Here is a 25,441-nt window from a genome sequence, read left to right on the forward strand (position 1 = left end):
GGCTTGGATCCCCGCCTTCGCGGGGATGCTCGGTGAAAAATGAGTTCCAGCCGGTGAATGTCGATCCGACCTAGACCCAGCCGGCCGCGCGCACCGCCGGCGCATGTCGCCGGCTGACCGGCGCGTTCACGCCGCCCGCCAACACCAACTCGCCCGCCCCTCGCCGCCAGCGCACGCCCTCGATCGCCTCGGCCGCCACCCACCAGGACCGATGCACCTGCAGGCCGTGGACGCCGGCGAGATCGGTCAGGGCGTCGGAAAAGCGCAGGGTCAGCAGTTCCTCGCCCGCATCGGTGTGGACCTTCAGGTAGTGGTCGTGGGCCTCCACCGCGATCAGCCGCGCGCTCCGCCGCCGGGCCGACAGGCGGCGACGGAAGGCGGCCTCGGCCTGCGGCAGCGGCGGCTCGACCACCACCCGGGTCTCGACCACCCTGCGCGGCGCCCGCCAGACCAGGGCCCGCATGGCCATGACCAGCGTGCTGATCACCCAGACCCGCCACCAGAGCTCGAGCGGCATGTGGACGTCGTCGGCGCCGTAGAAGCCCTCGATCAACGACACCCAGGCCGTGACCAGCGGCGTCATCAGCAGGGTCACGACCACCAGCCGCTTCCAGAAGCCGCCAAGCCGCCGGCCCAGGGCCTCGTCCACCGCCACGCCGATGACGCCGCCGCCGACGATACAGGCCAGCCAGTAGGTGATCTTGCCGACAGGGCCGAGGTCGGCCGTGCCCCACGGGGCCAGCACGCCCATGAACAGGCCCAGAGCCGTCAGCAGCGCCAGGTCCGCCGCCAGCCGCCGCCCGATGGGCCAACCGTCGATGGGCGTCATCCTTGGTCCCCGACCTTCCGCGGCGCCGCTCGCGCAGAATGGGCGCCGCTCGCGCAACCCCGGTAGCGCGCTCCGTCGTCCCTCGCAATCTCGGCGCGAACCCGACCGGAGACCCTCCTTGCCCCGCGCTCTTTCCCGCACGCTCTGGACGCTTGGCGCCCTGCTCAGCGTCGCCATCGCCTTCTACGCCTACCGCTACGTGGCGCCGGCCACGCCTGCGCCGCCGGGCGTCCGCGCCAACCCGGTCTTCTCGCCGTTCCTGCTGCTGCACGTGACCGGAGCGGCCACCGCCCTGCTGGTGGGCCCCTTCCAGTTCCTGGCCGGCCTGCGCGCCCGCCGCCCGGCCCTGCACCGCGCGCTCGGCCGGCTCTATGTCGCCGGCTGCATGGTCGGTGGGCTCGCGGGTCTCGTCCTGTCGCTCGGCTCGACCGCCGGCCCGGTCGCCACGGCGGGCTTCGGCCTGCTCGCCCTCGCTTGGCTGTGGACCACCGGCCAGGCCGTGCGCCGCGCGATCGCCCGCCGCATCCCCGAGCACCGGGCCTGGATGATCCGCTCCTTCGCCCTGACCTTCGCGGCCGTCACCCTGCGGCTCTACCTGCCATTGGCGGCGATCTCGGGCCTGCCGATGCGCGAGGCCTACCTGGCCATTTCCTTCCTGTGCTGGGTTCCAAACCTGCTGATCGCCGAGCTGTGGCTGCGCCGTTCGCCCTCCCCGCAAACCGCCCCCGCCGGGACCTGACAAGGCCCCGGCGTCGCCGGCCGCCCGCCATCTAAGCTGCACAGCTAACAGCGCTTTTCCAGACTCCCCGACTCTGGGGTTGCGCCCGCCTGACTCCCTCTCTAAAGGGGCGGCTTAACCTGCAAGATGGTCGACAGCGGGCGCGCGGATGTGCGCGACCGTGTCTTTGCGCGAGTTAGCCATGCCCAAACGTACCGACCTCTCCTCGATCCTGATCATCGGCGCCGGTCCGATCGTCATCGGTCAAGCCTGCGAGTTCGACTATTCGGGCGTCCAGGCGTGCAAGGCCCTGCGCGCCGAGGGCTACCGCATCATCCTGGTCAACTCGAACCCGGCCACGATCATGACCGATCCGGACGTGGCCGACGCGACCTACATCGAGCCGATCACCCCGGACATGGTCGCCAAGATCATCGAGAAGGAGCGCCCCGACGCGCTGCTTCCGACCATGGGCGGCCAGACGGCCCTGAACACCGCCCTCGCCCTCGAGGAAGCTGGCGTCCTGAAGAAGTTCGGCGTCGAGATGATCGGCGCCAAGGCCGAGGTCATCGACAAGGCCGAGGACCGCCAGAAGTTCCGCGACGCCATGGACAAGCTGGGCCTCGAGAGCCCGCGCTCCAAGGCCGCCCACACCATGGACGAAGCCATGGAAGGCCTGGATTTCGTCGGCCTGCCGGCGATCATCCGTCCGTCCTTCACCCTGGCCGGCACCGGCGGCGGCATCGCCTACAACCTCGAAGAGTTCAAGGAGATCGTCGAGCGCGGTCTCGACCTGTCGCCGACCACCGAGGTGCTCATCGAAGAGAGCGTCCTGGGCTGGAAGGAATACGAGATGGAAGTGGTCCGCGACACGGCGGACAACTGCATCATCGTCTGCTCGATCGAGAACATCGACCCGATGGGCGTCCACACCGGCGACAGCATCACCGTCGCCCCCGCCCTGACCCTGACGGACAAGGAATACCAGTGGATGCGCGCGGCCTCGATCGCCGTGCTGCGCGAGATCGGCGTCGAGACCGGCGGTTCGAACGTCCAGTTCGCCCTGAACCCGGCCGACGGCCGCATGGTCGTCATCGAGATGAACCCGCGCGTGTCGCGCTCTTCGGCTCTCGCGTCCAAGGCCACCGGCTTCCCGATCGCCAAGGTCGCCGCCCGCCTGGCCGTCGGCTACACGCTCGATGAGCTGAAGAACGACATCACCGGCGGCGCGACCCCGGCCTCGTTCGAACCGTCGATCGACTACGTCGTCACCAAGATTCCGCGCTTCGCCTTCGAGAAGTACCCGGGTTCGGAGCCGCTGCTGACCACCGCCATGAAGTCGGTCGGCGAAGTGATGGCCATCGGCCGCACCTTCAAGGAAAGCGTCCAGAAGGCCCTGCGCGGCCTGGAGACGGGTCTCGCCGGCTTCGACGAGGTGGAAATCCACGGCGCCGAGGATCCGGACACCGGCAAGGCCGCGGTCATCCGCGCCCTGGGCGTGCCGACCCCGGACCGCCTGCGCGTCATCGCCCAGGCCTTCCGCCACGGCCTGACCGTGGAAGAGGTCAACGCCGCCTGCTCCTATGAGCCGTGGTTCCTGCGCCAGATCGCCGAGATCGTCCGCCAGGAGGGCCTGGTCCGCGCCGGCGGCCTGCCCAAGGACGCCCAGGGCTTCCGCGCCCTCAAGGCCCAGGGCTTCTCCGACGCCCGCCTCGCCAAGCTGACCGCCTCGACAGAAAAGGCCGTGCGCAAGGCCCGCCAGGACCTGGCCGTCCGCCCGGTGTTCAAGCGTATCGACAGCTGCGCCGGCGAGTTCCTGGCCTCCACGCCCTACATGTACTCGACCTACGAGTTCGGCGCCCTGGGCCAGGTTCCCGAGTGCGAGAGCGAGCCATCGGGCGCCAAGAAGGCCGTCATCCTCGGCGGCGGTCCCAACCGCATCGGCCAGGGCATCGAGTTCGACTACTGCTGCTGCCACGCCGCCTTCGCGCTCGACCAGATCGGCGTGGAGTCGATCATGGTCAACTGCAACCCCGAGACCGTCTCGACCGACTACGACACCTCCGACCGTCTGTACTTCGAGCCGCTGACGGCCGAGGACGTGCTGGAGCTGCTGCATGTCGAGATGAGCAAGGGCGAGCTGGCCGGCGTCATCGTCCAGTTCGGCGGCCAGACCCCGCTGAAGCTGGCCCACGCGCTTGAAGAAGCCGGCGTGCCGATCCTGGGCACCAGCCCCGACGCCATCGACCTGGCCGAGGACCGCGAGCGCTTCCAGCAACTGCTGAACGGCCTCAACATCGCCCAGCCGGAAAACGCCATCGCCCGCACCTGGGACGAGGCGCGCGCCGAAGGCGACAAGATCGGCTTCCCGTTCGTGATGCGTCCCTCCTACGTGCTGGGCGGGCGGGGGATGGAGATCATCCGCGATCAGGACGGCCTGGAACGCTACATCGCCAACGCCGGCGAGATCTCGTTCGAGCACCCGATCCTGCTCGACCACTATCTGAGCCGCGCCACCGAAGTGGACGTCGACGCCCTGTGCGACGGCGAAAGCGTGTTCGTGGCCGGCGTGCTGGAGCATATCGAGGAAGCCGGCGTCCACTCGGGCGACAGCGCCTGCTCGATGCCGCCCTTCTCGCTCAAGGCCGAGACCGTCGAGGAGCTGAAGCGCCAGACCGTGCAGATGGCCCTGGCCCTCAACGTGCGCGGCCTGATGAACGTGCAGTTCGCCATCGAGGAGCCGCACGGCGACAACCCGCGCATCTATGTGCTGGAAGTGAACCCGCGCGCCTCGCGCACCGTGCCTTTCGTCGCCAAGACCATTGGGCAACCGGTGGCCGCCATCGCCGCCAAGCTGATGGCCGGCGCCAAGCTCGCCGAGTTCGGCCTGAAGGACGAGCCCTACGACCACATCGCGGTCAAGGAAGCGGTCTTCCCGTTCGCCCGCTTCGCCGGCGTCGACACCATCCTCGGCCCGGAAATGCGCTCGACCGGCGAGGTCATGGGCCTGGACTGGATCCGTGAAGGCGAACAGGGCCTGGGCCCGGCCTTCGCCCGCGCCTTCGCCAAGAGCCAGCTGGGCGGCGGCGTCACCCTGCCGACCTCGGGCACGGCGTTCGTGTCGGTCAAGGAAAGCGACCGTCCCTGGATCGTCGAGCCGGTGAAGCTGCTGCAGGCGGCCGGCTTCAAGGTCATCTCCACCGTCGGCACCCGCGCCTATCTGGCCGAGCAAGGCGTCGAGGTCGAGCTGGTCAAGAAGGTGCTGGAAGGCCGTCCGAACATCGTCGACGTGATGAAGAACGGCGGCGTGCAGCTGGTGTTCAACACCACCGAAGGCAAGCAGGCCCTGGAAGACAGCTTCGACATCCGCCGCACGGCCCTGATGATGAAGGTGCCCTACTACACCACCAGCGCCGGCGCCCTGGCCGCCGCCCAGGCCATCTCCTCGGCCCCGGCCAAGGCCTTGGAAGTGCGCCCGCTGCAAAGCTACGCGTCGTAAGACGCCACGAGCTTTCGAGACAGGAAGGCCGCCCGGAGCGATCCGGGCGGCCTTTTTCGTGTCGGGACGCCACCCTATCGCCATGCCGCCTCCGCCCCTCTAGGTTGAGGCGAAACTTCGGGGGGAGACGCATGGTGATCGGATGGGTGCTCGCGGCGCTGCTGCTGGCGACGGGCGCGGATCAGGCTCAAGCCCCCGCCCCAGCTCAGGCGGAAGCCAAGGACGGCGACCTCGACTTCGTCATCTCCATGTCGCTCAAGCCGGGCTCCTGTCCGCCCGAGAGGACCCGCAGGTTGGCCCTGGACCGGCTGCTGGCCAACCCGGCCCGGTTCGTCGGCAAGTGCGTTCGCGTCAGCGGCCTGGCGGCCATCCACACGCTCTATCCCGACATCGAGAGCTTCTACCGCCAGAAGGGGCCGATCCTTCGCTCGGGAGACTTCGACGCCCCCATCCGTCGCCTGGGCTTCTACGGCGGCGACGGCGTCTTCGACCAAGTCCCCAAACAGCTCGCCCCCGTGGAGGTCGTCGGCACGGTCGGCCGCTGCGAGAACGGAAGCTTCATGGGCGGCTACTGCCACTATGTCGGCAGAGGTCCCTACATCATCCTGGCCGGTGTCGAGACCCGGCCCGGCCCCCTCCCCGTGCGGCGCGTCTCGGCGGCCGATCGCGCGGCCTTCGGCGATCTCGACGAAACGCGGAACAACCCCGCCACGGCGGCCCCGCGCGCGGCCCTCGAAGCCTGGCGCGCCGCGGTGATCAAGGGCGACGCCCACGCCTACAACGTCCCCTATGGCGGCGATTACGCGCCCGAGGTTGTCGACGAGGAGCTCGCCGATCCGCAAAGCGACACCTACGCCCTGTTCCGGTCGAAGACCTCGGTCTTCGCCCGCCTGCGCCAGCGCCCCGACGCCCCCTTTCGTCTGTTTCGCCAGCGGATCGAGCCCGATCCCGACGCGCCGGACGAGGCCGACTATGTCGGTTGCGTCTGCCTGATCGACGACTGCGACGGCCTGTGGCCCATCGCCAAGGCCGACGCCGACAACGACGAGACCCGTCCCTACGCCTGCGCCGAAACCCATGGCGACGCCGATGGCTTCGTCGTCATGGCGCCCTACGGCCCGATCAGCCTCGCCGAACCCGTCCGCCGCTGATCGGCCCAGCCGGAACACGCGTCATAAGGGAAGCCAGAGCATCAACGCACGCATCCCGCTTGCATCGTAGGACACCGGTGTCCTAGCATGAAGGAACAACGGTCGCCGAACCATCACGATGGCGGCCGACGAGGGGGAAACGACCATGTTCTTCGCCTGGGGGCATCAGGGCCAACGACGCGTGTTCGCCAACGCCGGCGCGTTCCGGTGCAGTCACTGCGAGAAGGAACAGCCCAGCACCGTGGTCCTGGACTACACCGTGCGGCACCTCTGGTTCCTGTTCCGCTGGACCACCGGCAAGGTCTGGCACAAGGTCTGCGAAACCTGCGGCCACGCCGACCGCCTGCTGAACTCGAAGACCTTCGAGGCGGGCCTCTCCAAGCCGCCGATCCCGTTCATCGATCGTCGCGGCTGGCTGGTGGGCCTGGGCTGCGCCGGCGCCTTGGTCGTGCTGGTCGGCGTCAGCGCCGCCGTCGACGGCAAGAACAACCTGACCTATCTGCACGCGCCCCACGTGGACGACGTCTATACGATGGATTTCGGCCGAGACAGCCGCAACACCGAGTGCCCCGACTGCCAGTACGGCGCGGCCGTGGTCAGCGCGGTCAACGCCGAGGGCGTCTACATCCATCCCAGCAAGAAGATCTACAACCGCTCCTCCGACGTCCCCTGGGACGCCAGCCCCTCCGACTACGTCGCCGGCGAGACCTATTTCATCTCCAACGCGCAGCTGCTCGACATGCACCAGAAGGGCAAGCTGATGGACGTGCGGCGGTAAGGCGTATTCCCTCTCCCCCTGCGGGAGAGGGTGGCCCCGCGGAGCGGGGTCGGGTGAGGGGTCTCTCAGAACTGCAAGCTGCGCACAGCGGTCAGGCCGGGAGGGGCGTCTCATGTCTGAGAAACCCCTCATCCGTCGGCCTTCGGCCGCCACCTTCTCCCGCAAGGGGAGAAGGATCATGCCTAGCCTCGCCGCCCCGCCTCCCCTACAGACGGGTTCCACGGAACCCGCCATGACCGCCTACGCCAACGCCGAAATCGCCCGCCTGGCCGAGCGCCTGCTCGATCGCAGCCTGCCCAAGGAAGAGTGGACCCACGCGGCCCACCTGACGGCGACGCTGCGCCTCGTCCGCACCCGCGACGCCAATCTGGAGCGCGACCTGCCGGGGATCATCCGCGCCTATAACGAGGCCGTCGGCGGGGTGAACGACGACACCAGCGGCTATCACGAGACCATCACCCAGGCCTATCTGGCCGCCATCCGCGCCTTCGCCGCCGCCTTGCCCGCCGATACGGACGACGCCGAAGCCGCCGCCCGCCTGCTGGCCACGCCCCTGGGCGACAAGGCCTGGCCGCTGGGCTTCTGGTCGCGCGAACGTCTGTTCAGCGTCGCCGCCCGCCGCGGCTGGGTCGAGCCCGACCTGGCGCCCCTCGACCACGCCCCGCCGGAACCGGTGCGGTGACCTTCATCGTCGTCCTGGCCCTGCTGGCGGCCAACCTCTTCTGCTTCATGCTGTTCGCCCACGACAAGGCCGCCGCCGTCGAGGGCGAGCGCCGCGTGCCCGAGCGGGTGCTGCTGCTGTCGGCCTGCCTGGGCGCGGCGCCCGGCGCGCTGCTGGCCCAGCGCTGGCTGCGCCACAAGACCCGCAAGCAGCCGTTCGGCGCCTGGCTGGCCCTGATCGTCTTCGCCCAGGCCTGCATCGTCGCCGGCCTGGTCGCCCTCGCCTTCCAGCGCGGCTGAGCCGCCGGCCAGCGATTTTCGGCGCCATCGCCGGCCCGCATCGCCTATCAAACCCTGATGACCGCGCTCACCACCGACCGCCTGCTCACCCTGCTTCGTGGCAAGACGCCGATCCGGCCGGCCGACGCGCTGAAGGGCGGCGGCGGCGCTCTGCTGGGCCTGCTGTTCGCCGGGGTGCTGGGACGCTTCGCCGTCGGCGGCGGCGACTGGCTGCACCCGCTGCTGGTCGCGCCGATCGGCGCCTCGGCCGTGCTGGTCTTCGCCGTGCCCGCCAGCCCCCTGGCCCAGCCGCGCGGCGTGATCGGCGGCAATGTCGTCTCGGCGCTGATCGGCATCACCGTGGCCCTGCTGCTGCCGGCCCAGCCGCTGCTCGCCGCGCCCCTGGCCGTTGGCCTGGCCATCGCCGCCATGGTGCTGCTGGGCTGTCTGCACCCGCCCGGCGGCGCGGTGGCCCTGATCACCGTCATCGGCGGACCGGCCGTGACCAAGGCCGGCTATCTCTTCGCGCTCAATCCGGTGGCCGTGGACTCGATCCTGCTGGTCCTGGCCGGCATGGCCTACAACCGCGCGGTCGGCCGTTCCTATCCGCACAAGGCGCCCGCCCCGCCGCCCAGCCCGCACGGCACCGCCGATCCGGCCCCCGCCTCGCGCATCGGCTACAGCACCGGCGACCTCGACAAGGCCCTGGCCCGCTACGGCGAACTGCTCGACGTCAGCCGCGAAGACCTCGACGTCCTGTTCCGCGAGGTCGAGATCGAGGCCCACCAGCGCCTGCACTCGCAGATCCGCTGCGGCGACGTGATGTCCCGCGACGTCATCCGGCTGGACCGCGCCCAGTCGGCCGAAAGCGCCCTGGCCTTCCTGCAGAGCCACGACCTGCGCGTCGCCCCTGTCGTCGACGAGGAGGGCCGCGTCATCGGCATGGCCCGCCGCGCCGAACTCCAGGCCAACCGCCGCCGCACGGTCGAGGCCGCGCTCGATCCCTTCGTCCACCGCGTGCGCGAAGGCACCCCGATCGCCGCCCTGCTGCCGATCCTCTCCAGCGGCCAGACCCACGAGGCCATGGTGGTGGATCGCGACCGGCGGCTGGTGGGGGTGATCACCCAGACGGATTTGATCGCGGTGCTCTACCGGGCGCACATCGTCGAGAGCGTGCTTTAGATTTCAACCTGGCGGGCTCATCGCTCCCCTCTTCCATAGGGAGAGGGAGGGGCCCACCGCGAAGCGGTGGGAGGGTGAGGGGTTTCACCGCCGGCCGGCAAATCCCAGGACTTCAAGATATCCGCGACGAACGACCGAGCCTCGTTCGGAGAGCTCGTAACCTCTCACCCTCCCACGCCTTCGGCGCGGGCCCCTCCCTCTCTCGATGAGAGAGGGTTCAAGAAGGGCGCGGCTTTCGTTCCTAAGCCGCCACCCGCCGCCGTCCCGCCGATCGTCCCAGCCGGAACCGTCCCACCAGGGCCTCCAGCCGCTCACCCTGCCCCGCCAGGGCCTGGTCGGCGGCGCGGGCCTGGTCGACCATGGCCAGGTTCTCCTGGGTGAAACGCTCCATCTCGGCGACCTCGGCGTTGACCGCCGACAGGCCTTGCGCCTGCTCGCGCACCGACGAGGCGATGCGGGTGGCGGCGGCGTCGATGCCGGCCATGCGTCCGGCCACGCCGTGCAGGGCCGAGCCGGTCCGCTCGACCAGGCCGACGCCCGCCTCGACCCGCACGGCCGAGGCGCCGATCAGAGTCTTGATCTCCTTGGCCGAGCCGGCCGAACGCTGGGCCAGGGCCCGCACCTCCTGGGCCACCACCGCGAAGCCGCGGCCCGCGTCGCCGGCCCGGGCGGCCTCGACCCCGGCGTTCAGCGCCAGAAGGTTGGTCTGGAAGGCGATCTCGTCGATCAGGCCGACGATGTCGCCGATCTGGCGGGCCGAGGCGTCGATCTCGCCCATGGTGGCGGCGGCCTGGGTGACCACCGCGCCGCCCTGGTCGGCTTCGGCGCGGGCGGCGGCGACCAGGCGGCGGGTCTCGTCGGCCCCGCCGGCCGCCTCGCCCACGGCCTGGGTGATCTCGTTCAGCGAGCCGGCGGCCCGCTCGATGCCGGCGGCCTGGCGCTCGGTGCGGCCGGCCAGTTCGCCCGAGGCGCGGCTGAGCGCGGTCGTGGCCTCGCCGATGGCGGCGCTGGCCTCGGCGATCTCGCCGATCGCCTGCTCCAGGCTCTCGACGGCGGTGTTGAAGTCGCGGCGCAACGGCTCGTAGACCTCGGCGAAGGGACCCGGAATGCGACGGCCCAGATCGCCCTCGGCCACGGCGGCCAGGGCCTCGCCCACCTGGCGGACCACGTCGGTCTGCTCGTCGATCGACAGGGTCAGGGCCGCGGCCCGGTCGCGGTCGGCGTCGGCGGCGCGGCGCAGGCCCTCCTGCTCCTCGCGCATGGCCTGGGCGCGGGCCAGCTCCTGCCGCAGCTTATCGAGCGCCCGGGCGATGGCCCCGATCTCGTCGGCGCGGGCGGCCTCGGCCACCGGCTGGTCGTAGCGGTGCTCGGCCAGCACGCCCACGGCGCCGCGCAGGGCCAGCAGGGGCTGGGCGATCAGCCGGCGCGAGGCCAGGGCCAGCACGCCGAGCGCGCAGGCCAGCAGCACGAGACCGCCGATCGCCAACCCCATGGCCAGCTTGCGCGCCGGCGCCAGCAAGGCGTCTTCCGTCACATCGACCACCATGGCCCAGGTCGCGCCCGAGGCCAGGCGCACCGGCGCCACCAACCGCTCGGCCCGCTGGCCCTTGATCTTCACGCCCTCGATCACCGTCGGACCGCCGCCGGCGATCACCGCCTTGATCGTGTCGAGGCCGGGATCGGCATAGGCCTTCATCCGCAGGTCCGCCTCGGGGTGCGACACCCAAAGGCCGCCCGGCGAGACCAGCATGGCCCGGCCGTCGTCGAACGGCTTCAGGGCGGTCAGGCGGCTGGCGATGTCGTCCAGCGCCAGGTCGGCGCCCATGACGCCCACGGTCTTGCCGTCCACGATCACCGGATAGGTGACCGAGGTCATCAGCAGCATCTTGGTTTCGCCGCCGTCGGTGATGTTGTCGCGATAGGGCTCCAGGATCGCCGGCCGGCCGCTGTTGAAGCTGGTCGTGAAGAAGTCCTGGGTTAACTCGTCGTCCTCGCCCTGCTCCAGGCTCAGGCTGTCGCCGCTCTTCACCCAGTAGCCGATGAAGCGGCCCTGCGGGGTCGAGCCCAGGTCGGCGCGGCCGGCGAAGGCGGCGTCGTCGCCCAGGGCGTCGGGGGCGAACATCAGCCAGGCGCCCAGCTCGGTGCGCGAGGCGCTGGCGATCGGCTTCAACTGGGCCAGATAGACGGCGCGATCGCGCTGGCCGGCCTGGTAGCTGGCCGCGAACAGCCCCGCCGACGAGCGCACGACCGCGTCGGCGTCGTCGAGGTCGTTCTTGATCTCCTGGGCGGTCTGGGCGGTGACGCTGGCGGCGTAGCGCTGGGCCAGGCTTTTGACCGCCTTGCCGCTCTGCCACGAGATCAGCAGCGAGCCGGCGATCAGCAGCGCGCCCAGGGCGGCGCCGCCGGCGGCCATCAGCTTGCCGGCCAGAGACAGCCGGCCGAACGTCTTACGCACACTCATCAGGTCCCCCGACTCGACTTGAGGGCGAACAAGACGCGGTAAACCTTGCCGAACGCTGAATGGCCAGCCATCGTCCGGACCCTCAAGCAGAAGGCAGGGAAAGCCCGAATGGTCGTCGTCCACCACCTGAACAACTCGCGCAGCCAGCGCGTCCTCTGGCTGCTGGAGGAGCTGGGCGTCCCGTACGAGGTCAAGCGCTACGAGCGGAACCTGCAGACCATGCTGGCCCCGCCGGAGCTGCGGGCCATCCACCCGCTGGGCAAGTCGCCGGTGATCACCGATGGCGACAAGACCATCGCCGAGACCGGCGCGATCATCGAATACATCCTCTACACCTACGGGAACGGCCGGCTGATCCCGGCGGCGGGAACTCCGGAACGCCTGCGCTATACCTACTGGCTGCACTACGCCGAGGGCTCGGCCATGACGCCGCTGCTGCTGAAGCTGGTGTTCAGCGCCCTGCCCGCCCGCTCGCCCGGCCTGCTCAAGCCCCTGGTCAAGGCCATCGCCGGCAAGGCCCAGTCCGGCTTCGTCGATCCGCAGCTTAAGGCCCATATCGACTACTGGGACGCCGAACTGGCCAAGTCCGAATGGTTCGCCGGCTCCGAATTCACCGCCGCCGACGTGATGATGAGCTTCCCGCTGGAGGCCGCCGCCTCGCGCGCCGGTGGCAATTCGCGCCCCCGGGTGAAGGCCTTCCTCGAGCGCATCCACGCGCGCCCCGCCTATCGCGCCGCCCTCGAACGCGGCGGCGAATACGCCTACGCCGACTGAGCCGCAGGAACGCAACTCACGGTCAAGCTTATCGCCTGCGACATGGCGACGCTCGACCGTGATCTTAAGACTTCGATCACCGTGATCGCGCAAAAGATCGCCCCCTGACGTGCGCGATCCAGGCGCACCGTGCCCCGGAGATCGAGGTTGTCCCTGCAGCGTGTTCGAACCTGGCGTGATCTGCTTCACGCCCTGGGTCGAACACTGGCCGCAACCTCCGCGATTGTTTTGACGCTTCTGGCGGTGACGTTGTCCAGCGCTTCGCCGCGCGATCCGGGCCGCGTCGCCGCCGTCTTCCCGCCCTGGTGGTCGGCCGCCCACGCCGCCGGCGCGGCGACCACGGCCGGCGACATCGCCGGCGCCGGGTCCGTGCCCTTCATCCTGATCCTGCGCGGCGATCCCGCCACCCTGGGTCAGCGCCTGCGCGCCGCCGGCGCGATCGTCCTTCTCGATCCCGAGGCCGCCGGCGTCTGCGCCGCCAAGTCCGTTCTGGAACCCCGCCCATGAGCTCGAAGACCTCGAACCTCGACGTCCAGCGCCGCCTCGGCGGTCGCCTGATCCTGACCCTGACCTCGGTGATGGCCCCGATCGTCATCGCCGCCCGCTTCCTGGTCGGCGAGCACGTGCTCGGCATCGCCATCGCCGCCGCGATGACCGCCGCCCTGGCGGCCGGCGCCGTCCTGCAGCGCGGCGAAACCCAGACGGGCCGCATCCTGTCGGGCGTGGCGCTGATGGCCCAGGTCTCGCTGCTGGTCGCCGCTCTGGACGGCCACGCCTGGCAGATCGACATGCACATGGCCTATTTCGCGGCTCTGGCCCTGCTGGTCGTCTATTGCGACTGGACAGTGATCGCCGCCGCGGCCGCCACCGTGGCCGTCCACCACCTTTCCCTCAGCTACCTGCTGCCCGCCGCCGTCTTCCCGGGTTCGGCGAGCCTGGGCCGCGTGCTGGTCCATGCCGTCATCCTGATCGTCGAGGCCGGCGCCCTGATCATGGCCACGCAAGGCCTGCACCGCGTCATCGGCCTGGCCGAACGCGCCCGCGCCAAGGCCGAGGAGGCCATGCAGGAGGCCCGCGAGGCCGACGCCGCCGCCGACCACGCCCGCCGCTCGGAAGAAGAGGGCCGCGTCGCCCACGCCGCCGTCCAGGCCGCCGCCGAACGCCAGCGCGCCGACATGGTCGACGCCCTCGCCCAGAGCCTGTCGCGCCTGGCCAAGGGCGACCTGTCGGTCCGCCTGGTCGAGCAGTTTTCCGAGTCCTACGAGCAGCTGCGCGCCGACTTCAACCAGGCGGCCGTCAAGCTGGCCGACGCCCTGGCCGTCATCGACGAGCGCGCCGGCGGCGTGCGCCGCGGCTCCGACCAGATCGCCGACGCCGCCTCGAACCTTTCGCGCCGCACCGAGCAGCAGGCCGCCAACCTGGCCGAGACCGCCAGCGCCATGGACGAGATCACCGCCACCGTCGGGCAGACGGCCGACGGCGCCCGCAAGGCCGCCGCCGTCGTCGCCCGGGCCCGCGACGACGCCCGCCGCTCGGGCGAGGTGGTCGGCGAGGCCGTCGACGCCATGGGCGCGATCGAGACCTCGGCCACCCAGATCTCGCGGATCATCGGCGTCATCGACGAGATCGCCTTCCAGACCAACCTCCTGGCGCTCAACGCCGGCGTGGAAGCCGCCCGCGCTGGCGAGGCCGGCAAAGGCTTCGCCGTGGTCGCCGCCGAGGTGCGGGGCCTGGCCCAACGCTCGGCCGAGGCCGCCAAGGAGATCAAGCAACTGATCACCACCTCGACCCGCCAGGTCGGCGAGGGCGTCGAGCTGGTCGGCCGCACCGGCGAGGCCCTGGAGCGCATCGTCTCGCAGATCGCCGAGATCGACGGCCTGGTTTCCGAGATCGCCGCCAGCGCCCAGCACCAGGCCCAGGGCCTGACCCAGGTCAACACCGCGGTGAACCAGATGGACCAGGTGCTGCAGCAGAACGCGGGCCTGGTGGAGGAGACCGCCGCGGCCACCCACGCCCTCAACGACGACGCCGGCGAGCTGGCCCGCCTGGTCGGCCAGTTCCAGTTGCCCGGCGACCGCCGCCTGGCCTCGCGGCCCGGCGCGCAGAAGCGGGCCTGACGGGAGCTCTGTAGGGGAAGAAGGACCGCCAGCTTGGCCGCGCGCGTCGCCCGACGCGTGAGACTTGCTTATCCAGAATGCGGCGCCTATCCTCTCAGCCCCCGGTCGCGTGCGCCAGCGACTGGGAGTCTTCCTCCCCTTACGGCGAACCGAGCTAAAATCCGCAATGGAAAAAGTGCCGATGACCGTCTTGGGTTATCAAACCCTCGACGAAGAACTGAAGCGTTTGAAGACGATTGAACGGCCCGCCGTGATCGCCGCGATCGCCGAGGCGCGCTCGCATGGCGACCTCTCGGAAAATGCCGAATACCACGCCGCCAAGGAACGCCAGGGCTGGATCGAAGGCCAGATCGCCGAGATCGAGGACAAGATCGCCCGCGCCCAGGTCATCGACGTCTCCAAGCTCTCCGGCGCTCAGGTGAAGTTCGGCGCCACCGTCAGCGTGGTCGACGAGGACACCGAAGAAGAAGCCCGCTACCAGATCGTGGGCGACCACGAAGCCGACGTGAAGTCGGGCCGCATCTCGCTGAGCTCGCCGCTGTCGCGCGCCATGATCGGCAAGGAAGTGGGCGAAGTCGTCGAGGTCAACACCCCCGGCGGCGTGAAGGCCTATGAGATCCTCAAGGTCGAGTGGGTCTAGGGCTTAGCCCCAGACCTGCCATGAAGTTCGGCCAATCGCCGTGGATCCGCCCTTTCGAAGGCGGGTCCGCGGCGTTCGCCGTTTGAGGGCTGGACTGATGAGCGCGAGCGAAAAGCCTCGTCCTGAACCGCTGACCATCTGGGCCGTCTCGGACGGTCGCGCCGGCATCGAGGCCCAGGCCGTGGGCCTGGCCGAGGCGATCGCGCGCCGGCGTCCTGCGAAGATCGTGCTCAAGCGCGTGTCCTGGAAGGGCCGCACCGGCCGCCTGCCCTGGTGGCTGGCCTGGCTGCCCAAGCGCTGGATCACCCCCGAAAGCGAGATCACCGCGCCCTGGCCCGACCTATGGGTCGCCGCAGGCCGCGCCACCCTGCCCCTGTCGATCCGCCTCAAGAAGTGGTCGGCCGGCAAGACCTATGTCGTGCAGATCCAGGATCCGCGCGTCCCGGCCCAGATGTTCGACCTGGTCATCCCGCCCAAGCACGACCGGCTGACCGGCGACAACGTGATCCCGATCACCGGCTCGCCGCACCGCGTCAGCCAGGAACGCCTCGACGCCGAGTACGAGAAGTTCAAGGACGCCATCGAGGCCTTGCCCCGCCCGCGCGTCGCCGTGCTGCTGGGCGGCAAGTCCAAGGCCTTCGACCTCTCCGTCGAGCGCGCCGCCCAGATGGCCCACGAGATCCAGCTGCCGCTGGAGCAGGAAGGCGGCAGCCTGCTGCTGACCTTCTCGCGCCGCACGCCCGAGCCGGCCCGCGCCCTGCTGGCCGCCCGCCTGCGCGACCTGCCCGGGATCATCTGGGACGGCGACGGCCCCAACCCCTATTTCGCCTTCCTGGCGGCGGCCGACTACATCCTCGTCACCGAGGACTCCACCAACATGGCCACCGAGGCGGCCTCGACGGGCAAGCCGGTGTTCATCCTCAAGATGGAAGGCCACAGCCTGAAGTTCCGCCTCTTCCACGAGGAACTGGAACGCCAGGGCGCGGCCCGCCCCTACGGCGGCGCCTTCCACGGCTGGACCTATGACCCGGTCGACGAAACCGGCCGGGCTGCGACCGAGGTGCTGACGCGGATGGACGCGGCACGGGCGAAGGACTGAGAGCTGAGGGCTGAGGGCTGAGGGCTGAGGGCTGAGGGTAAATCCGCCTTCGACATTTACATCCGAGCATCCCCGCGAAGGCGGGGATCCAAGCTGGCTTTCAGGATTTGGCGCAGCCGCGGACTACCCGCAGACTCGGCTTGGATCCCCGCCTTCGCGGGGAAACACGGATTTGAACTTGAACTCGGCGCTCCTCTTGGGCTTTGGAGCCCTTGTCGCCGCAGCCGCCTTCATTGTGCTGCAAGGCCTCCCCCACTACCTTTTGCGCAAGGTGGAGGACTAGCGATGGACCCTCTCGTCTCCATGTCCCTGATGATGCTGCTGGGCGGCGCCCTGTCGTTCGGGGTCTACTGGGCCTTCCAGAAGTTCGATCGCCGCTGAGCCTGAACTAACGGGCGTCCTGCACGAACACGTAGGGCGCAAGCGCGTCGAGCACGGCTTCCGGCGACTGGTCCAGGTCGCCGAGAACGATCATCGGCTCGGCGATCAGCGCCTCCTGCCCCGTCGGCCGCAGCTTGAGATAAAGCCGCTGCTGCACGGCGGATCTGATCCGATAGCTTTCTACGCGCGCCACCGCGACGCGCTCCCAGGGCAGGAACCGCAGGCGTCTCTGCCCGGTCCCGCGCCAACGCACGCCGTCCCGCGCGATCACCAGGGCCTCGCCCTGGCCGAGCACGGCCTGCACCGCCACCGCGCCGAACAGGGCGCCGAAGCCGATGCTCATGACGAACAACGAGATCGCCACGGTCTGGTCCACGCGCCAGAGCGTCAGCCCCGCCGCCAGGAAGAGGACGATGACCGCGGCCGTGCCGATGACGTAGCCGCGCGCCGAACGGCTGAAGGCGATGCGGTCGGTCCCCGTGTCGACCATTCCGCCGTCACCCCACCATGTCCCATGCCAGCGGCTCGCCCCGCGTCAGGGCGCGGGCGGCGGGGCGGCCCAGCACCTTGTCGAGATCGGCCGGCGGCAGGCCGATGCCTGGACGCACCGAGCGGACGTTGTCGCGGCTCAGGATCGCGCCGGCCGGCACGTCGGCGGTGACGTAGAGCGAGCGGCGGTACTGCAGGTTGGCCTGCTCGGAGCCCAGCACGTCGTAGTGCGCGCGGCCCAGGGCGGCCCAGGCGTTCTTGGTGTCATCGACCAGGGCCTTGAACTCGGCCGGCTCCAGGCTGAAGGCCGAGTCCGGTCCGCCGTCGGCGCGAGCCAGGGTGAAGTGCTTCTCGATGGCGGCCGCGCCCACCGACACCGCCGCCACCGAGGCGGCCGTGCCCGGCGTGTGGTCCGATAGGCCGATCGGGCAGCCGAAGCGGGCGGCCATGTCGGCCACGGTCCGGACGTTGGCGTCGGCGAAGGTGGCGGGATAGCTCGACACGCAGTGCAGTAGCAGCACGCCCGCCGCCCCGGCCTCCAGGGCGGTGTTCCGGGCGGTCTCGATCTCCGCCAGGTTGGCCATGCCGGTCGAGATGATCAGCGGCTTGCCCTTGGCCGCGGCGTAGCGGATCAGCGGCAGGTCCACCGCCTCGAACGAGGCGATCTTGTAGGCGGGGGCGTCCAGCCCGGCCAGCAGGTCGACCGCCGTCTCGTCGAAGGGGCTGGAGAAGATCGTCACACCGCGCTTGCGAGCGCGCTCGAAGATCGCCCCGTGCCACTCGAACGGCGTCTGGGCCTCCTGGTAGAGCTCATAGAGGCTGCGGCCGTCCCACAGGCCGCCGTTGATCTTGAACTCGGGCCGATCGACGTCGAGCGTGATGGTGTCGGCGGTGTAGGTCTGGATCTTGATCGCGTCGCAGCCGGTGTCGGCGGCCGCGTCGACCATCTCCAGGCAGCGGTCGAGGCTGCCGTTGTGGTTCCCCGACAGCTCGCAGATCACATAGGGGGGATGGTCTGCGCCGATCCTGCGGCCGGCGATCTCGATTTCGGGCGAAGCGGTCATGGGCGAACTCACGCGTGTCCCCGCCATATTAACCCTGAAATCGTGGACGAGGCGTCAATCGCCGCCACCGCCTCCACCATCACCGCCGCCGCAGCTTCCCCCGTCCGAAGAACCGCCCTCCGAAGAGGATCCGCAGTCCGACACGTTCGACGAAGAATCCGAGGTCGAGGAACCACCGTCGAAATAGGTCGAGGAGGACGCATCACCCCCGTCGCCGCCCTTGCCGGGCTTTGCTCCAGCCGGCTTGGCCGCCTCCAGCGCCGTCCCCAGGCCCGCCCCGATGGCGATGCCGATCGCGACGCCCATGGCGATGTTGTTGGTCGCCACGCCCAGCGCGACCCCGATCGCCGTCCCGGCCCCGATGCCGATCGTCAGTCCGCCCTTCATGGCGCCCCCAAAACCGTCGCAACGCCGCGGAATCGACACTATATGTTCCGCCATGTCCACCACCGCTCCCCGCCACACGCGCTGCCTGATCATCGGTTCGGGCCCCGCCGGCTACACCGCCGCCATCTACGCCGCCCGCGCGCTGCTCAAGCCCGTGCTCATCGCCGGCATCCAGCCGGGCGGCCAGCTGACCATCACGACCGACGTCGAGAACTATCCGGGCTTCGCCGACGTCATCCAGGGTCCCTGGCTGATGGACCAGATGCGCGCCCAGGCCGAGCACGTGGGCACCGAGCTGGTCAACGACATCGTGCTGTCGGTCGACCTTAGCCAGCGCCCGTTCACGGTGAAGACCGACAGCGGCCAGGACTGGATCGCCGAGACGATCATCATCGCCACCGGCGCCCAGGCCAAGTGGCTGGGCCTGGAAAGCGAGAGCAAGTTCCAGGGCTTTGGCGTGTCGGCCTGCGCCACCTGCGACGGCTTCTTCTATCGCAACAAGGAGGTCGTGGTGGTCGGCGGCGGCAACACGGCCGTCGAAGAGGCCCTGTTCCTCACCAGCTTCGCCAGCAAGGTCACCCTCGTGCACCGCAAGGACGAACTGCGCGCCGAGAAGATCCTGCAGGAGCGCCTGCTGGCTCACCCGAAGATCGAAGTGGTCTGGGACAGCGCCATCGACGAGGTCCTGGGCGACAGCGATCCGGCCGGCGTCACCGGCGTGCGCCTGAAGAACGTCAAGACCGGCGCGACCACCGAGCTGAAGACCGACGGCGTGTTCATCGCCATCGGCCACGCCCCGTCGTCGGAGCTGTTCAAGGGCCAGCTGGAAACCGGCCCGGGCGGCTATCTGAAGGTCAAGCCGGGCACGGCCTCGACCGCCATCGAAGGCGTCTACGCCGCCGGCGACGTCACCGACGACGTCTACCGCCAGGCCGTCACGGCCGCCGGCATGGGCTGCATGGCCGCCCTGGAAGCTGTCCGCTTCCTGGCTGAGGAAGACCACAGACAAGCCCACCACCCGATCAGCCACAAAGAGGCCAACGAGATCGGGGCCTGGTGACGAAGAGCCGCTCCGAAAGGGGCGGCTTTTTGATGCTCCCCCTGAAGGGGGAGCTGTCGCGGAGCGACTGAGGGGGAAGTGATCGCGGCGGCTCAGCAGCCGCTTCCCCCTCCGGCCCTTCGGGCCACCTCCCCCTTTAGGGGGAGGATCTACTCTCTAGTTATCCAGCGGGTTCAGCAGGTTCGGCGCTCTCGGCTTCGGCTTGGGCGGAGGCGGCGGAGGCGCGGCGACCACCGGCGGCGGCGCGGGCTTGGCGGCGGCTTGGGCCTGGACCTCGGGCATGGCCTCCAGGGCCTTGTTGATCCGGGCGATCTCCTCGGGCGTGGCGATGCGGCGGCCGGCCACCGAGCCCTCGACCTTCAGCCGCTCGCCGCCCGGCGCGGCGACGTCGGGAATGACGACGATGCGGGCGTCCTTCAGGGCCGCCGCCGGCGCGGGACCGCCCAAGGTCTGCGACAAGGTCTGGGCCAGCACCTCCGGCGGCGCGGCCTCCAGCGTGCGCGGATCGGCGCCCATCAGGGTGTCGGCCGAGATCTTGGTCTCGCCGCCGGCGTAGCGCCCCTTGAACGCCGCCAGCGTCCCCGCCGGCCCGGTCCAGCGATAGAAGATGTGCGTGCCCACCTGGCGCAGCTTGACCAGGGTCGGCGCCCAGTACGGCGAGACGTAGTCGGCGTGGTAGTGGGTGGCCACGCCCACGTCCTTCATCACGAAGCCCGACAGCGCCCGCCGCGCCACGGCCTGGGCCTGGTTCCACAGGGCCGGCGAGACCGCCCGCTCCAGCGAACCGTCGCAGGTGAAGCTGAACTGGCAGCCGGTGCTGCGCAGCGAACCCTCGTAGATCACCCCGCAGATCGACTTGGGATAGCCGGGATGGCGCAGCCGGTTGAGCACGGTCTGGGCCACGGCCGCCTGGCCGTCCGCCGGCTCGAAGCCGGCCTCGAAATAGACCGCCTGCGAAAGGCAGTGCAGGGCCCTGGCCCGCTCCTCGCCCGAGGCTTTCAGCACGAAGGGCCGGGCCGCCTCGATCGGCAGGGGCGCGGGCAAGCGATAGGCGTTGATGAGCCGGGCGCCCTCGAAGCCGGGAACCGTGGGGCCCAGGGTCGGAATGGAGGCGATCTTGATCACCTCCCAGCCCTTCACCCGCCCCCAGTAGTCCTTGCGCGGCCGAGGATCATGCCGGCGGGCCAGGGCCAGCATGGCCGGGTCCATGTCCGCGACGTAGCGGGCCAGCCCCGCGTCCGACAGCGTGCCGGCCTGGCTCGCCACCCCCGCCGCGCGGCCGTGCTGGCGCGGCAGGTGATAGGCGGTGGCGCACGCAGAAAGGCCGCCGACGGCGATCAGCGCCGCGGCGGCCTTCAGGTCCCGTTGTCGTCGGATGGACGGCACGCGGGTGCGTTCGGACTACTTGCTCAGGGTCGAGCGCAGCATCCAGGCGTGTTTCTCGTGGGCCGCCAGGCGCTGAGTGTAGAGATCGACCGTGGCCTCGTCGCCCGCCTCATCCGGCGCGTCGATCGCCCCGCGCAGGGTGGCGATGACCGTCTCGTTGTCGGCCAGGAGTTCCTTGATCATGGCCTCCCAGTCCTTCTCGCCGTCGCCGTCCTTGATGCTGGAGAGGTTGCCGAAGGCGGCGTAGCCCTGCGGGGCCAGTTCGCCCAGGGCGCGAATGCGCTCGGCGATCAGGTCCAGGGCGGCCCACTCTTCGTTGTATTGTCCTTCCAGCAGGATGTGCAGCGACTGGAAGTAGGGACCGCGAACATTCCAGTGATAGCCGTGCGTCTTGAGGTAGAGCGCATAGCTGTCAGCCAGGACCTTGTTCAGTCCCTGCGCGATGTCCGCGCGTTGCTTGGCCGAAATGCCGATGTTCGGAGCGGTCGCCATTCATGATCTCCCGTGTTGCGTGTCCTAGGTAAGCGTGTCCATGCTCATGGCAAGCCCGCTTCTGAGCGCGGAGCAAGAATGAACAAGAATGATCAGCTCCCCCCGGCGTCGAAGCCACACCGTTCGACGTCCGCCCTCCTAAGCGCCTGGCTCATACCCGAGGTTCCCCCGCCGTTCTGGCGCGCCGCGACGGCCGCCGTGGTGGCGACGCTGACAGCCCTGGGCATGCGTTTCGCCTTGCTGGGCCCCGACCAGGCGATCGGCGCCACCCAGGCCTTCTTCCCCGCCATGGTGCTGGTGACGCTTTACGCCGGCTGGCGCTGGGGCGTCGTACCGCTCGTCTGCGGCGGGCTGCTGGGCTGGTGGCTGTGGGCCGGCCGCTACGGCGAGCCCCTGAGCGAGGCCGAGTCGGCCTCGCTGGTGCTCTACCTGATCTCGGCGGCGGCCACGACGGCCGTGGCCCACGGCCTGCGCGAAGCGGTGGCCAACCTGGGCGAGGCCCGGCGACGGCAGGTGCAGGCCGAGGCCCGGCTCGACGTCACCCAGGCCGCCGCCGGCGTCGGCCCCTGGGAGTGGGACGTGGCCAGCGGCGCCCTGCATCTCTCCCCCGCCGCCCGCCGCAACCTGCGCCTGCCGCTGGACGGCCCCTTGAGCTTCGACGACGTCGCCGGCGCCGTGCATCCCGACGACCGTCCCAAGGTGCGCGAGCAGATCCGCCAGGCCATCAAGAGCGGGCCGATCTACGAGGTCGAATACCGGCTGACCGACAGCCAGGAGGGCGAGCGCTGGATGCACGGGCGCGGCCAGATCGAGCGCGACTCCGCCGGCCGGGCCGTGCGGGTGCTGGGCGTCAATTTCGACGTCACCAAGCGCCGCCAGGCCGAGGAAGGCCTGCGCGAGAGCGAGGCCCGCTTCCGGGCCCTGGCCGACAGCGCCCCGGCCCTGATGTGGATCACCGGTCAGGGCGGGGCCCGCGACTTCGTCAACGCCGCTTACGTGGACTTCGCCGGTTCCGACTACCGCGCCGCCCTCACCCTGGACTGGCGCACCCGCATCCATCCCGAGGACCTGCCGTCGATCCTCAAGTCGCAGCTGGCCGGCGAGACCTCGCGCAAGCCCTTCAGCCTGGAGGCCCGCTACCGCCGGCCCGATGGCGAGTGGCGCTGGCTGAAGTCGTTCTCCCAGCCGCGCTACGGCCCAGGCGGGGCTTTCGCCGGATTCATCGGCATCGCCTTCGACGTCACCGAGGCCAAGGAGGCCGAGGCCAAGCTGACCGGCATGAACGAGCTGCTGGCCGACAAGGTCGACACCGCCATGGCCGAGCGCGACCTGGCCCAAGCCGCCCTCAACCAGTCGCAGAAGCTGGAGGCCATCGGCCAGTTGACCGGCGGGGTGGCCCACGACTTCAACAACCTGCTGACCGTGGTGATCGGCGCCCTGGACGTGGTGCAGCGGCATCCGGGCGACGCCCGTCGGCGCGACAAGATGATCGACGCGGCCCTGTCGGCCGCCCGGCGCGGTGAGAAGCTGACCCAGCACCTGCTGGCCTTCGCCCGCCGCCAGCCGCTCAATCCGCAGGTCTGCCGCGTCGACCGGGTGATCGCCGAGAGCGAGGCCCTGCTGAGGCGGGCCGTCGGCGAGGTGCTGCCGCTGAAGCTCAGCCTCGGCTCGGGCACCCGCACCGCCCTGATCGACTCCGGCCAGTTCGAGGCCGCCCTGCTCAACCTGGTGGTCAACGCCCGCGACGCCAGTCCGCCCGGCGGGACCATCGTCGTGGAGTCCGGTCCCGAGACACTGGCCAAGACCCGCGGCGAACTGAAGCCGGGCGCCTATCTGCGCGTCTCGGTGTGCGACGAGGGCGCCGGCATGGACGCCGACACCATCGCCCGCGCCTTCGAGCCGTTCTTCACCACCAAGGCCTCGGGCAAGGGCACGGGCCTTGGCCTGTCGCAGGTCTATGGCTTCGTGCGCCAGAGCGGCGGCGAGGTCGAAATCGCCTCCAAGCCCGGCAAGGGCACGACGGTGTCGATGCTGCTGCCGGCCAGCCACGAGGGCGCGATCCTGCAGGACGCCCCGGTCGCCGCCCCCGCCCCGCGCCCCGGCGTCGAGGTGCTGCTGGCCGAGGACGATTCCGAGGTCGGCGACCTGGTCGAGGCCATGCTGACGGAACTGGGCCACCACGTGCGCCGGGCCGGCGACGCCGACGAGGCCCTGAGCGTCGCCCGCGCGCACCCAGAGCTTGGCCTGCTGGTCACCGACGTGATGATGCCCGGCGACAAGAGCGGGGTGGACCTGGCGTCCATCCTCTCGGCCGAGCGCCCCGACCTGCCGATCCTGCTCAGTTCGGGCTACACCGGCCAGGAACTGGCCCAGGCCCGCGCGACGCCCTGGCCCTTGCTGCGCAAGCCCTACGCCCTGGACGCCCTGATCCGGGCCATCGACCAGGCGTTCGAAGCCCGCCGCATGCACTAGGACGGGCTGAAACTCATCATTCAATCGCCTCCAAGCCGCGCATCCCCGCGAAGGCGGGGATCCAAGCTGACTTTCAAGAGGAGGCGCGGCCGAGGATCATGCTCAGCCTCGGCTTGGATCCCCGCCTTCGCGGGGATACTCGGTGAAAAATCGGCTCAGGGCCGGGAATGATCCAGCCACCCCCACCGATCGGCGAAGCCGGTTCAGAAAGCCTGGAAGCGATTTTTCGTCCGCATGCTTTGCATTTCCAAAGCGACCGGCTATATGTGGATAGCCCCTTATGCTCAATTTCAGCATAAGTCGCGACGCCGGACGGAGCCGCAACTCGGTCTCGGCGTTTTTTGAGGCCCAGGAAATGCTCACTTTGAGCATAAGAGAGGACGACATGGCCGACGGTTTCGCGCCCCTCGCCTTCACCGCCGACATCGAGGCGGAGACCGCCGCCGTCTGGGACAAGGTCAAGCACCATGTCACCCCGATGGAATGGCGCCTGCACGCGCCGCTGATCGTCGAGATCAACCGGCTCAAGCGCGAGAAGAACGCCGCCATCCTGGCCCACAACTACATGACGCCGGACATCTTCCACGGCGTGGGCGACTTCGTGGGCGACAGCCTCGCGCTCGCCAAGGAAGCCGCCAAGAGCGACGCCAAGATCATCGTCCAGGCCGGCGTGCACTTCATGGCCGAGACCAGCAAGGTCCTGAGCCCCGAAAAGAAGATCCTGATCCCCGACCTGCTGGCCGGCTGCTCGCTGGCCTCGTCGATCACGGGCGCCGACGTGCGGCTGATCAAGGAGCGCCATCCGGGCGTGCCGGTGGTCACCTACGTCAACACCACCGCCGACGTGAAGGCCGAGACCGACATCTGCTGCACCAGCGCCAACGCCGTGCAGGTGGTGGAATGGGCGGCCAAGGAATGGGGGACCGACAAGGTCATCCTGATCCCCGACGAGTTCCTGGCCCGCAACGTCGCCCGCCAGACGGACGTCAAGATCATCGCCTGGGCCGGCCACTGCGAGGTGCACAAGCGCTTCACGCCCCAGGACATCGCCGACATGCGCGCGGCCTGGCCAGGCGCCGAGGTGCTGGCCCACCCCGAATGCCCGGCCGAGATCCTCGAGGCCTCGGACTTCGCCGGCTCGACCGCCGCGATGAACGACTACGTGGCAGCCCGCAAGCCGGCCCAGGTGGTGCTGATCACCGAGTGCTCGATGGCCAGCAACGTCCAGGCCGAAAGCCCCGGCACCCAGTTCATCGGCCCCTGCAACATGTGCCCGCACATGAAGCGGATCACCCTGCAGAACATCTACGACGCCCTGGTGCACGAGCAGTACGAGGTGACGGTGGACGCCGACATCCTCGACCGCGCCCGCCAGGCCGTGCAGCGGATGATCGACCTGCCCCCGCCCGCCGCCCCGGCCCGCTACGACCTCGTCAAGGCGCGCCACCACGTGGACGTGGAGCTGATTTAACGGGTCTCCTTCCCCCTTGCGGGGAAGGTGGCCGCGAAGCGGTCGGATGGGG

General features: G+C 69.9%; 22 protein-coding genes. 15 read left to right on the top strand and 7 right to left on the bottom strand.

Annotated elements, in window-relative coordinates; all coding sequences use genetic code 11:
- Positions 1–70 precede the first annotated feature (70 nt).
- Positions 71–829: a LytTR family DNA-binding domain-containing protein gene (locus tag AC07NS_RS14780; RefSeq protein WP_494604390.1), complete on the bottom strand. Its 759-nt coding sequence runs from the start codon at positions 827–829 to the stop codon at positions 71–73.
- Positions 830–947: 118 nt separating this feature from the next.
- Between AC07NS_RS14780 and AC07NS_RS14785 the strand changes: the two genes are divergently transcribed.
- The 7 genes from AC07NS_RS14785 to AC07NS_RS14815 all read left to right on the top strand — a co-directional run bounded on the left by AC07NS_RS14785 (position 948) and on the right by AC07NS_RS14815 (position 9,096).
- Entirely contained in the window at positions 948–1,568 is a 621-nt protein-coding gene (locus tag AC07NS_RS14785; RefSeq protein WP_494604392.1) for a DUF2306 domain-containing protein, read from the top strand.
- Positions 1,569–1,749: 181 nt separating this feature from the next.
- Positions 1,750–5,046, top strand: a complete 3,297-nt coding sequence (gene carB / locus AC07NS_RS14790) for a carbamoyl-phosphate synthase large subunit (RefSeq protein ID WP_494604394.1) — start codon at positions 1,750–1,752, stop codon at positions 5,044–5,046.
- 131 nt (positions 5,047–5,177) lie between these two features.
- On the top strand, positions 5,178–6,197 hold the full coding sequence (locus AC07NS_RS14795) for a hypothetical protein (RefSeq protein WP_494604396.1): 1,020 nt from the start codon (positions 5,178–5,180) through the stop codon (positions 6,195–6,197).
- A 145-nt stretch (positions 6,198–6,342) separates the two neighbouring features.
- The gene (locus AC07NS_RS14800; RefSeq protein ID WP_494604398.1) at positions 6,343–6,975 is read left to right on the top strand and encodes a hypothetical protein; all 633 of its coding nucleotides are present in this window, start codon (positions 6,343–6,345) and stop codon (positions 6,973–6,975) included.
- Positions 6,976–7,207: 232 nt separating this feature from the next.
- Positions 7,208–7,657 carry a hypothetical protein gene (locus AC07NS_RS14805; protein ID WP_494604400.1) on the top strand — a complete coding sequence of 150 codons (450 nt, stop codon included), beginning with the start codon at positions 7,208–7,210 and terminating at the stop codon, positions 7,655–7,657.
- Positions 7,654–7,935, top strand: coding sequence for a DUF1294 domain-containing protein (locus tag AC07NS_RS14810; RefSeq protein WP_494604401.1), 282 nt, complete (start codon positions 7,654–7,656; stop codon positions 7,933–7,935). The genes AC07NS_RS14805 and AC07NS_RS14810 overlap by 4 nt, the downstream gene beginning before the upstream one ends.
- Before the next feature lie 57 nt (positions 7,936–7,992).
- Positions 7,993–9,096, top strand: a complete 1,104-nt coding sequence (locus AC07NS_RS14815; RefSeq protein ID WP_494604403.1) for an HPP family protein — start codon at positions 7,993–7,995, stop codon at positions 9,094–9,096.
- 241 nt (positions 9,097–9,337) lie between these two features.
- On the opposite strand, the gene AC07NS_RS14820 is transcribed toward AC07NS_RS14815, so the two are convergent.
- Positions 9,338–11,557 (bottom strand): methyl-accepting chemotaxis protein, encoded by a 2,220-nt coding sequence (locus AC07NS_RS14820; RefSeq protein WP_494604405.1) that lies wholly within the window; start codon positions 11,555–11,557, stop codon positions 9,338–9,340.
- A 108-nt stretch (positions 11,558–11,665) separates the two neighbouring features.
- Between AC07NS_RS14820 and AC07NS_RS14825 the strand changes: the two genes are divergently transcribed.
- The 5 genes from AC07NS_RS14825 (at position 11,666) to AC07NS_RS14845 (ending at position 16,187) form a co-directional block, all read left to right on the top strand.
- Complete coding sequence (locus AC07NS_RS14825) at positions 11,666–12,331, top strand: glutathione S-transferase (RefSeq protein ID WP_494604407.1); 666 nt, start codon at positions 11,666–11,668, stop codon at positions 12,329–12,331.
- 249 nt (positions 12,332–12,580) lie between these two features.
- A complete protein-coding gene (locus AC07NS_RS14830) occupies positions 12,581–12,838 on the top strand; it encodes a hypothetical protein (protein ID WP_494595919.1) in 258 nt (85 codons plus the stop codon).
- Positions 12,835–14,448, top strand: a complete 1,614-nt coding sequence (locus tag AC07NS_RS14835) for a methyl-accepting chemotaxis protein (RefSeq protein WP_494604409.1) — start codon at positions 12,835–12,837, stop codon at positions 14,446–14,448. Before AC07NS_RS14830 ends, AC07NS_RS14835 begins: the two co-directional genes overlap by 4 nt.
- A gap of 166 nt (positions 14,449–14,614) precedes the next feature.
- The gene (gene greA / locus AC07NS_RS14840) at positions 14,615–15,088 is read left to right on the top strand and encodes a transcription elongation factor GreA (RefSeq protein ID WP_110121313.1); all 474 of its coding nucleotides are present in this window, start codon (positions 14,615–14,617) and stop codon (positions 15,086–15,088) included.
- A 97-nt stretch (positions 15,089–15,185) separates the two neighbouring features.
- Positions 15,186–16,187: a mitochondrial fission ELM1 family protein gene (locus tag AC07NS_RS14845; RefSeq protein ID WP_494604411.1), complete on the top strand. Its 1,002-nt coding sequence runs from the start codon at positions 15,186–15,188 to the stop codon at positions 16,185–16,187.
- Between the two features lie 388 nt (positions 16,188–16,575).
- On the opposite strand, the gene AC07NS_RS14850 is transcribed toward AC07NS_RS14845, so the two are convergent.
- From AC07NS_RS14850 to AC07NS_RS14860, 3 genes are read right to left on the bottom strand one after another with little or no spacing between them, the layout of a single operon-like run.
- Entirely contained in the window at positions 16,576–17,058 is a 483-nt protein-coding gene (locus tag AC07NS_RS14850) for a hypothetical protein (protein ID WP_494604412.1), read from the bottom strand.
- A gap of 7 nt (positions 17,059–17,065) precedes the next feature.
- Positions 17,066–18,121 carry a pseudaminic acid synthase gene (gene pseI, locus AC07NS_RS14855; protein ID WP_494604414.1) on the bottom strand — a complete coding sequence of 352 codons (1,056 nt, stop codon included), beginning with the start codon at positions 18,119–18,121 and terminating at the stop codon, positions 17,066–17,068.
- 54 nt (positions 18,122–18,175) lie between these two features.
- Entirely contained in the window at positions 18,176–18,508 is a 333-nt protein-coding gene (locus AC07NS_RS14860) for a glycine zipper domain-containing protein (RefSeq protein WP_494604416.1), read from the bottom strand.
- A gap of 52 nt (positions 18,509–18,560) precedes the next feature.
- Between AC07NS_RS14860 and trxB the strand changes: the two genes are divergently transcribed.
- Positions 18,561–19,568 (top strand): thioredoxin-disulfide reductase, encoded by a 1,008-nt coding sequence (gene trxB, locus AC07NS_RS14865; RefSeq protein WP_494604418.1) that lies wholly within the window; start codon positions 18,561–18,563, stop codon positions 19,566–19,568.
- A 156-nt stretch (positions 19,569–19,724) separates the two neighbouring features.
- Here the strand turns inward: trxB and AC07NS_RS14870 are convergent, their stop codons facing one another.
- Positions 19,725–20,954, bottom strand: coding sequence for a cell wall hydrolase (locus tag AC07NS_RS14870; protein WP_494604419.1), 1,230 nt, complete (start codon positions 20,952–20,954; stop codon positions 19,725–19,727).
- A 15-nt stretch (positions 20,955–20,969) separates the two neighbouring features.
- The gene (locus AC07NS_RS14875) at positions 20,970–21,446 is read right to left on the bottom strand and encodes a Dps family protein (RefSeq protein ID WP_494604421.1); all 477 of its coding nucleotides are present in this window, start codon (positions 21,444–21,446) and stop codon (positions 20,970–20,972) included.
- 201 nt (positions 21,447–21,647) lie between these two features.
- Between AC07NS_RS14875 and AC07NS_RS14880 the strand changes: the two genes are divergently transcribed.
- Positions 21,648–23,918 carry a hybrid sensor histidine kinase/response regulator gene (locus tag AC07NS_RS14880; protein WP_494604423.1) on the top strand — a complete coding sequence of 757 codons (2,271 nt, stop codon included), beginning with the start codon at positions 21,648–21,650 and terminating at the stop codon, positions 23,916–23,918.
- A gap of 385 nt (positions 23,919–24,303) precedes the next feature.
- Positions 24,304–25,389 carry a quinolinate synthase NadA gene (gene nadA, locus AC07NS_RS14885; protein WP_199228585.1) on the top strand — a complete coding sequence of 362 codons (1,086 nt, stop codon included), beginning with the start codon at positions 24,304–24,306 and terminating at the stop codon, positions 25,387–25,389.
- The last annotated feature ends 52 nt before the right edge of the window (positions 25,390–25,441 follow it).

It is taken from the genome of Caulobacter sp. GW821-FHT10A10 (assembly GCF_059415745.1).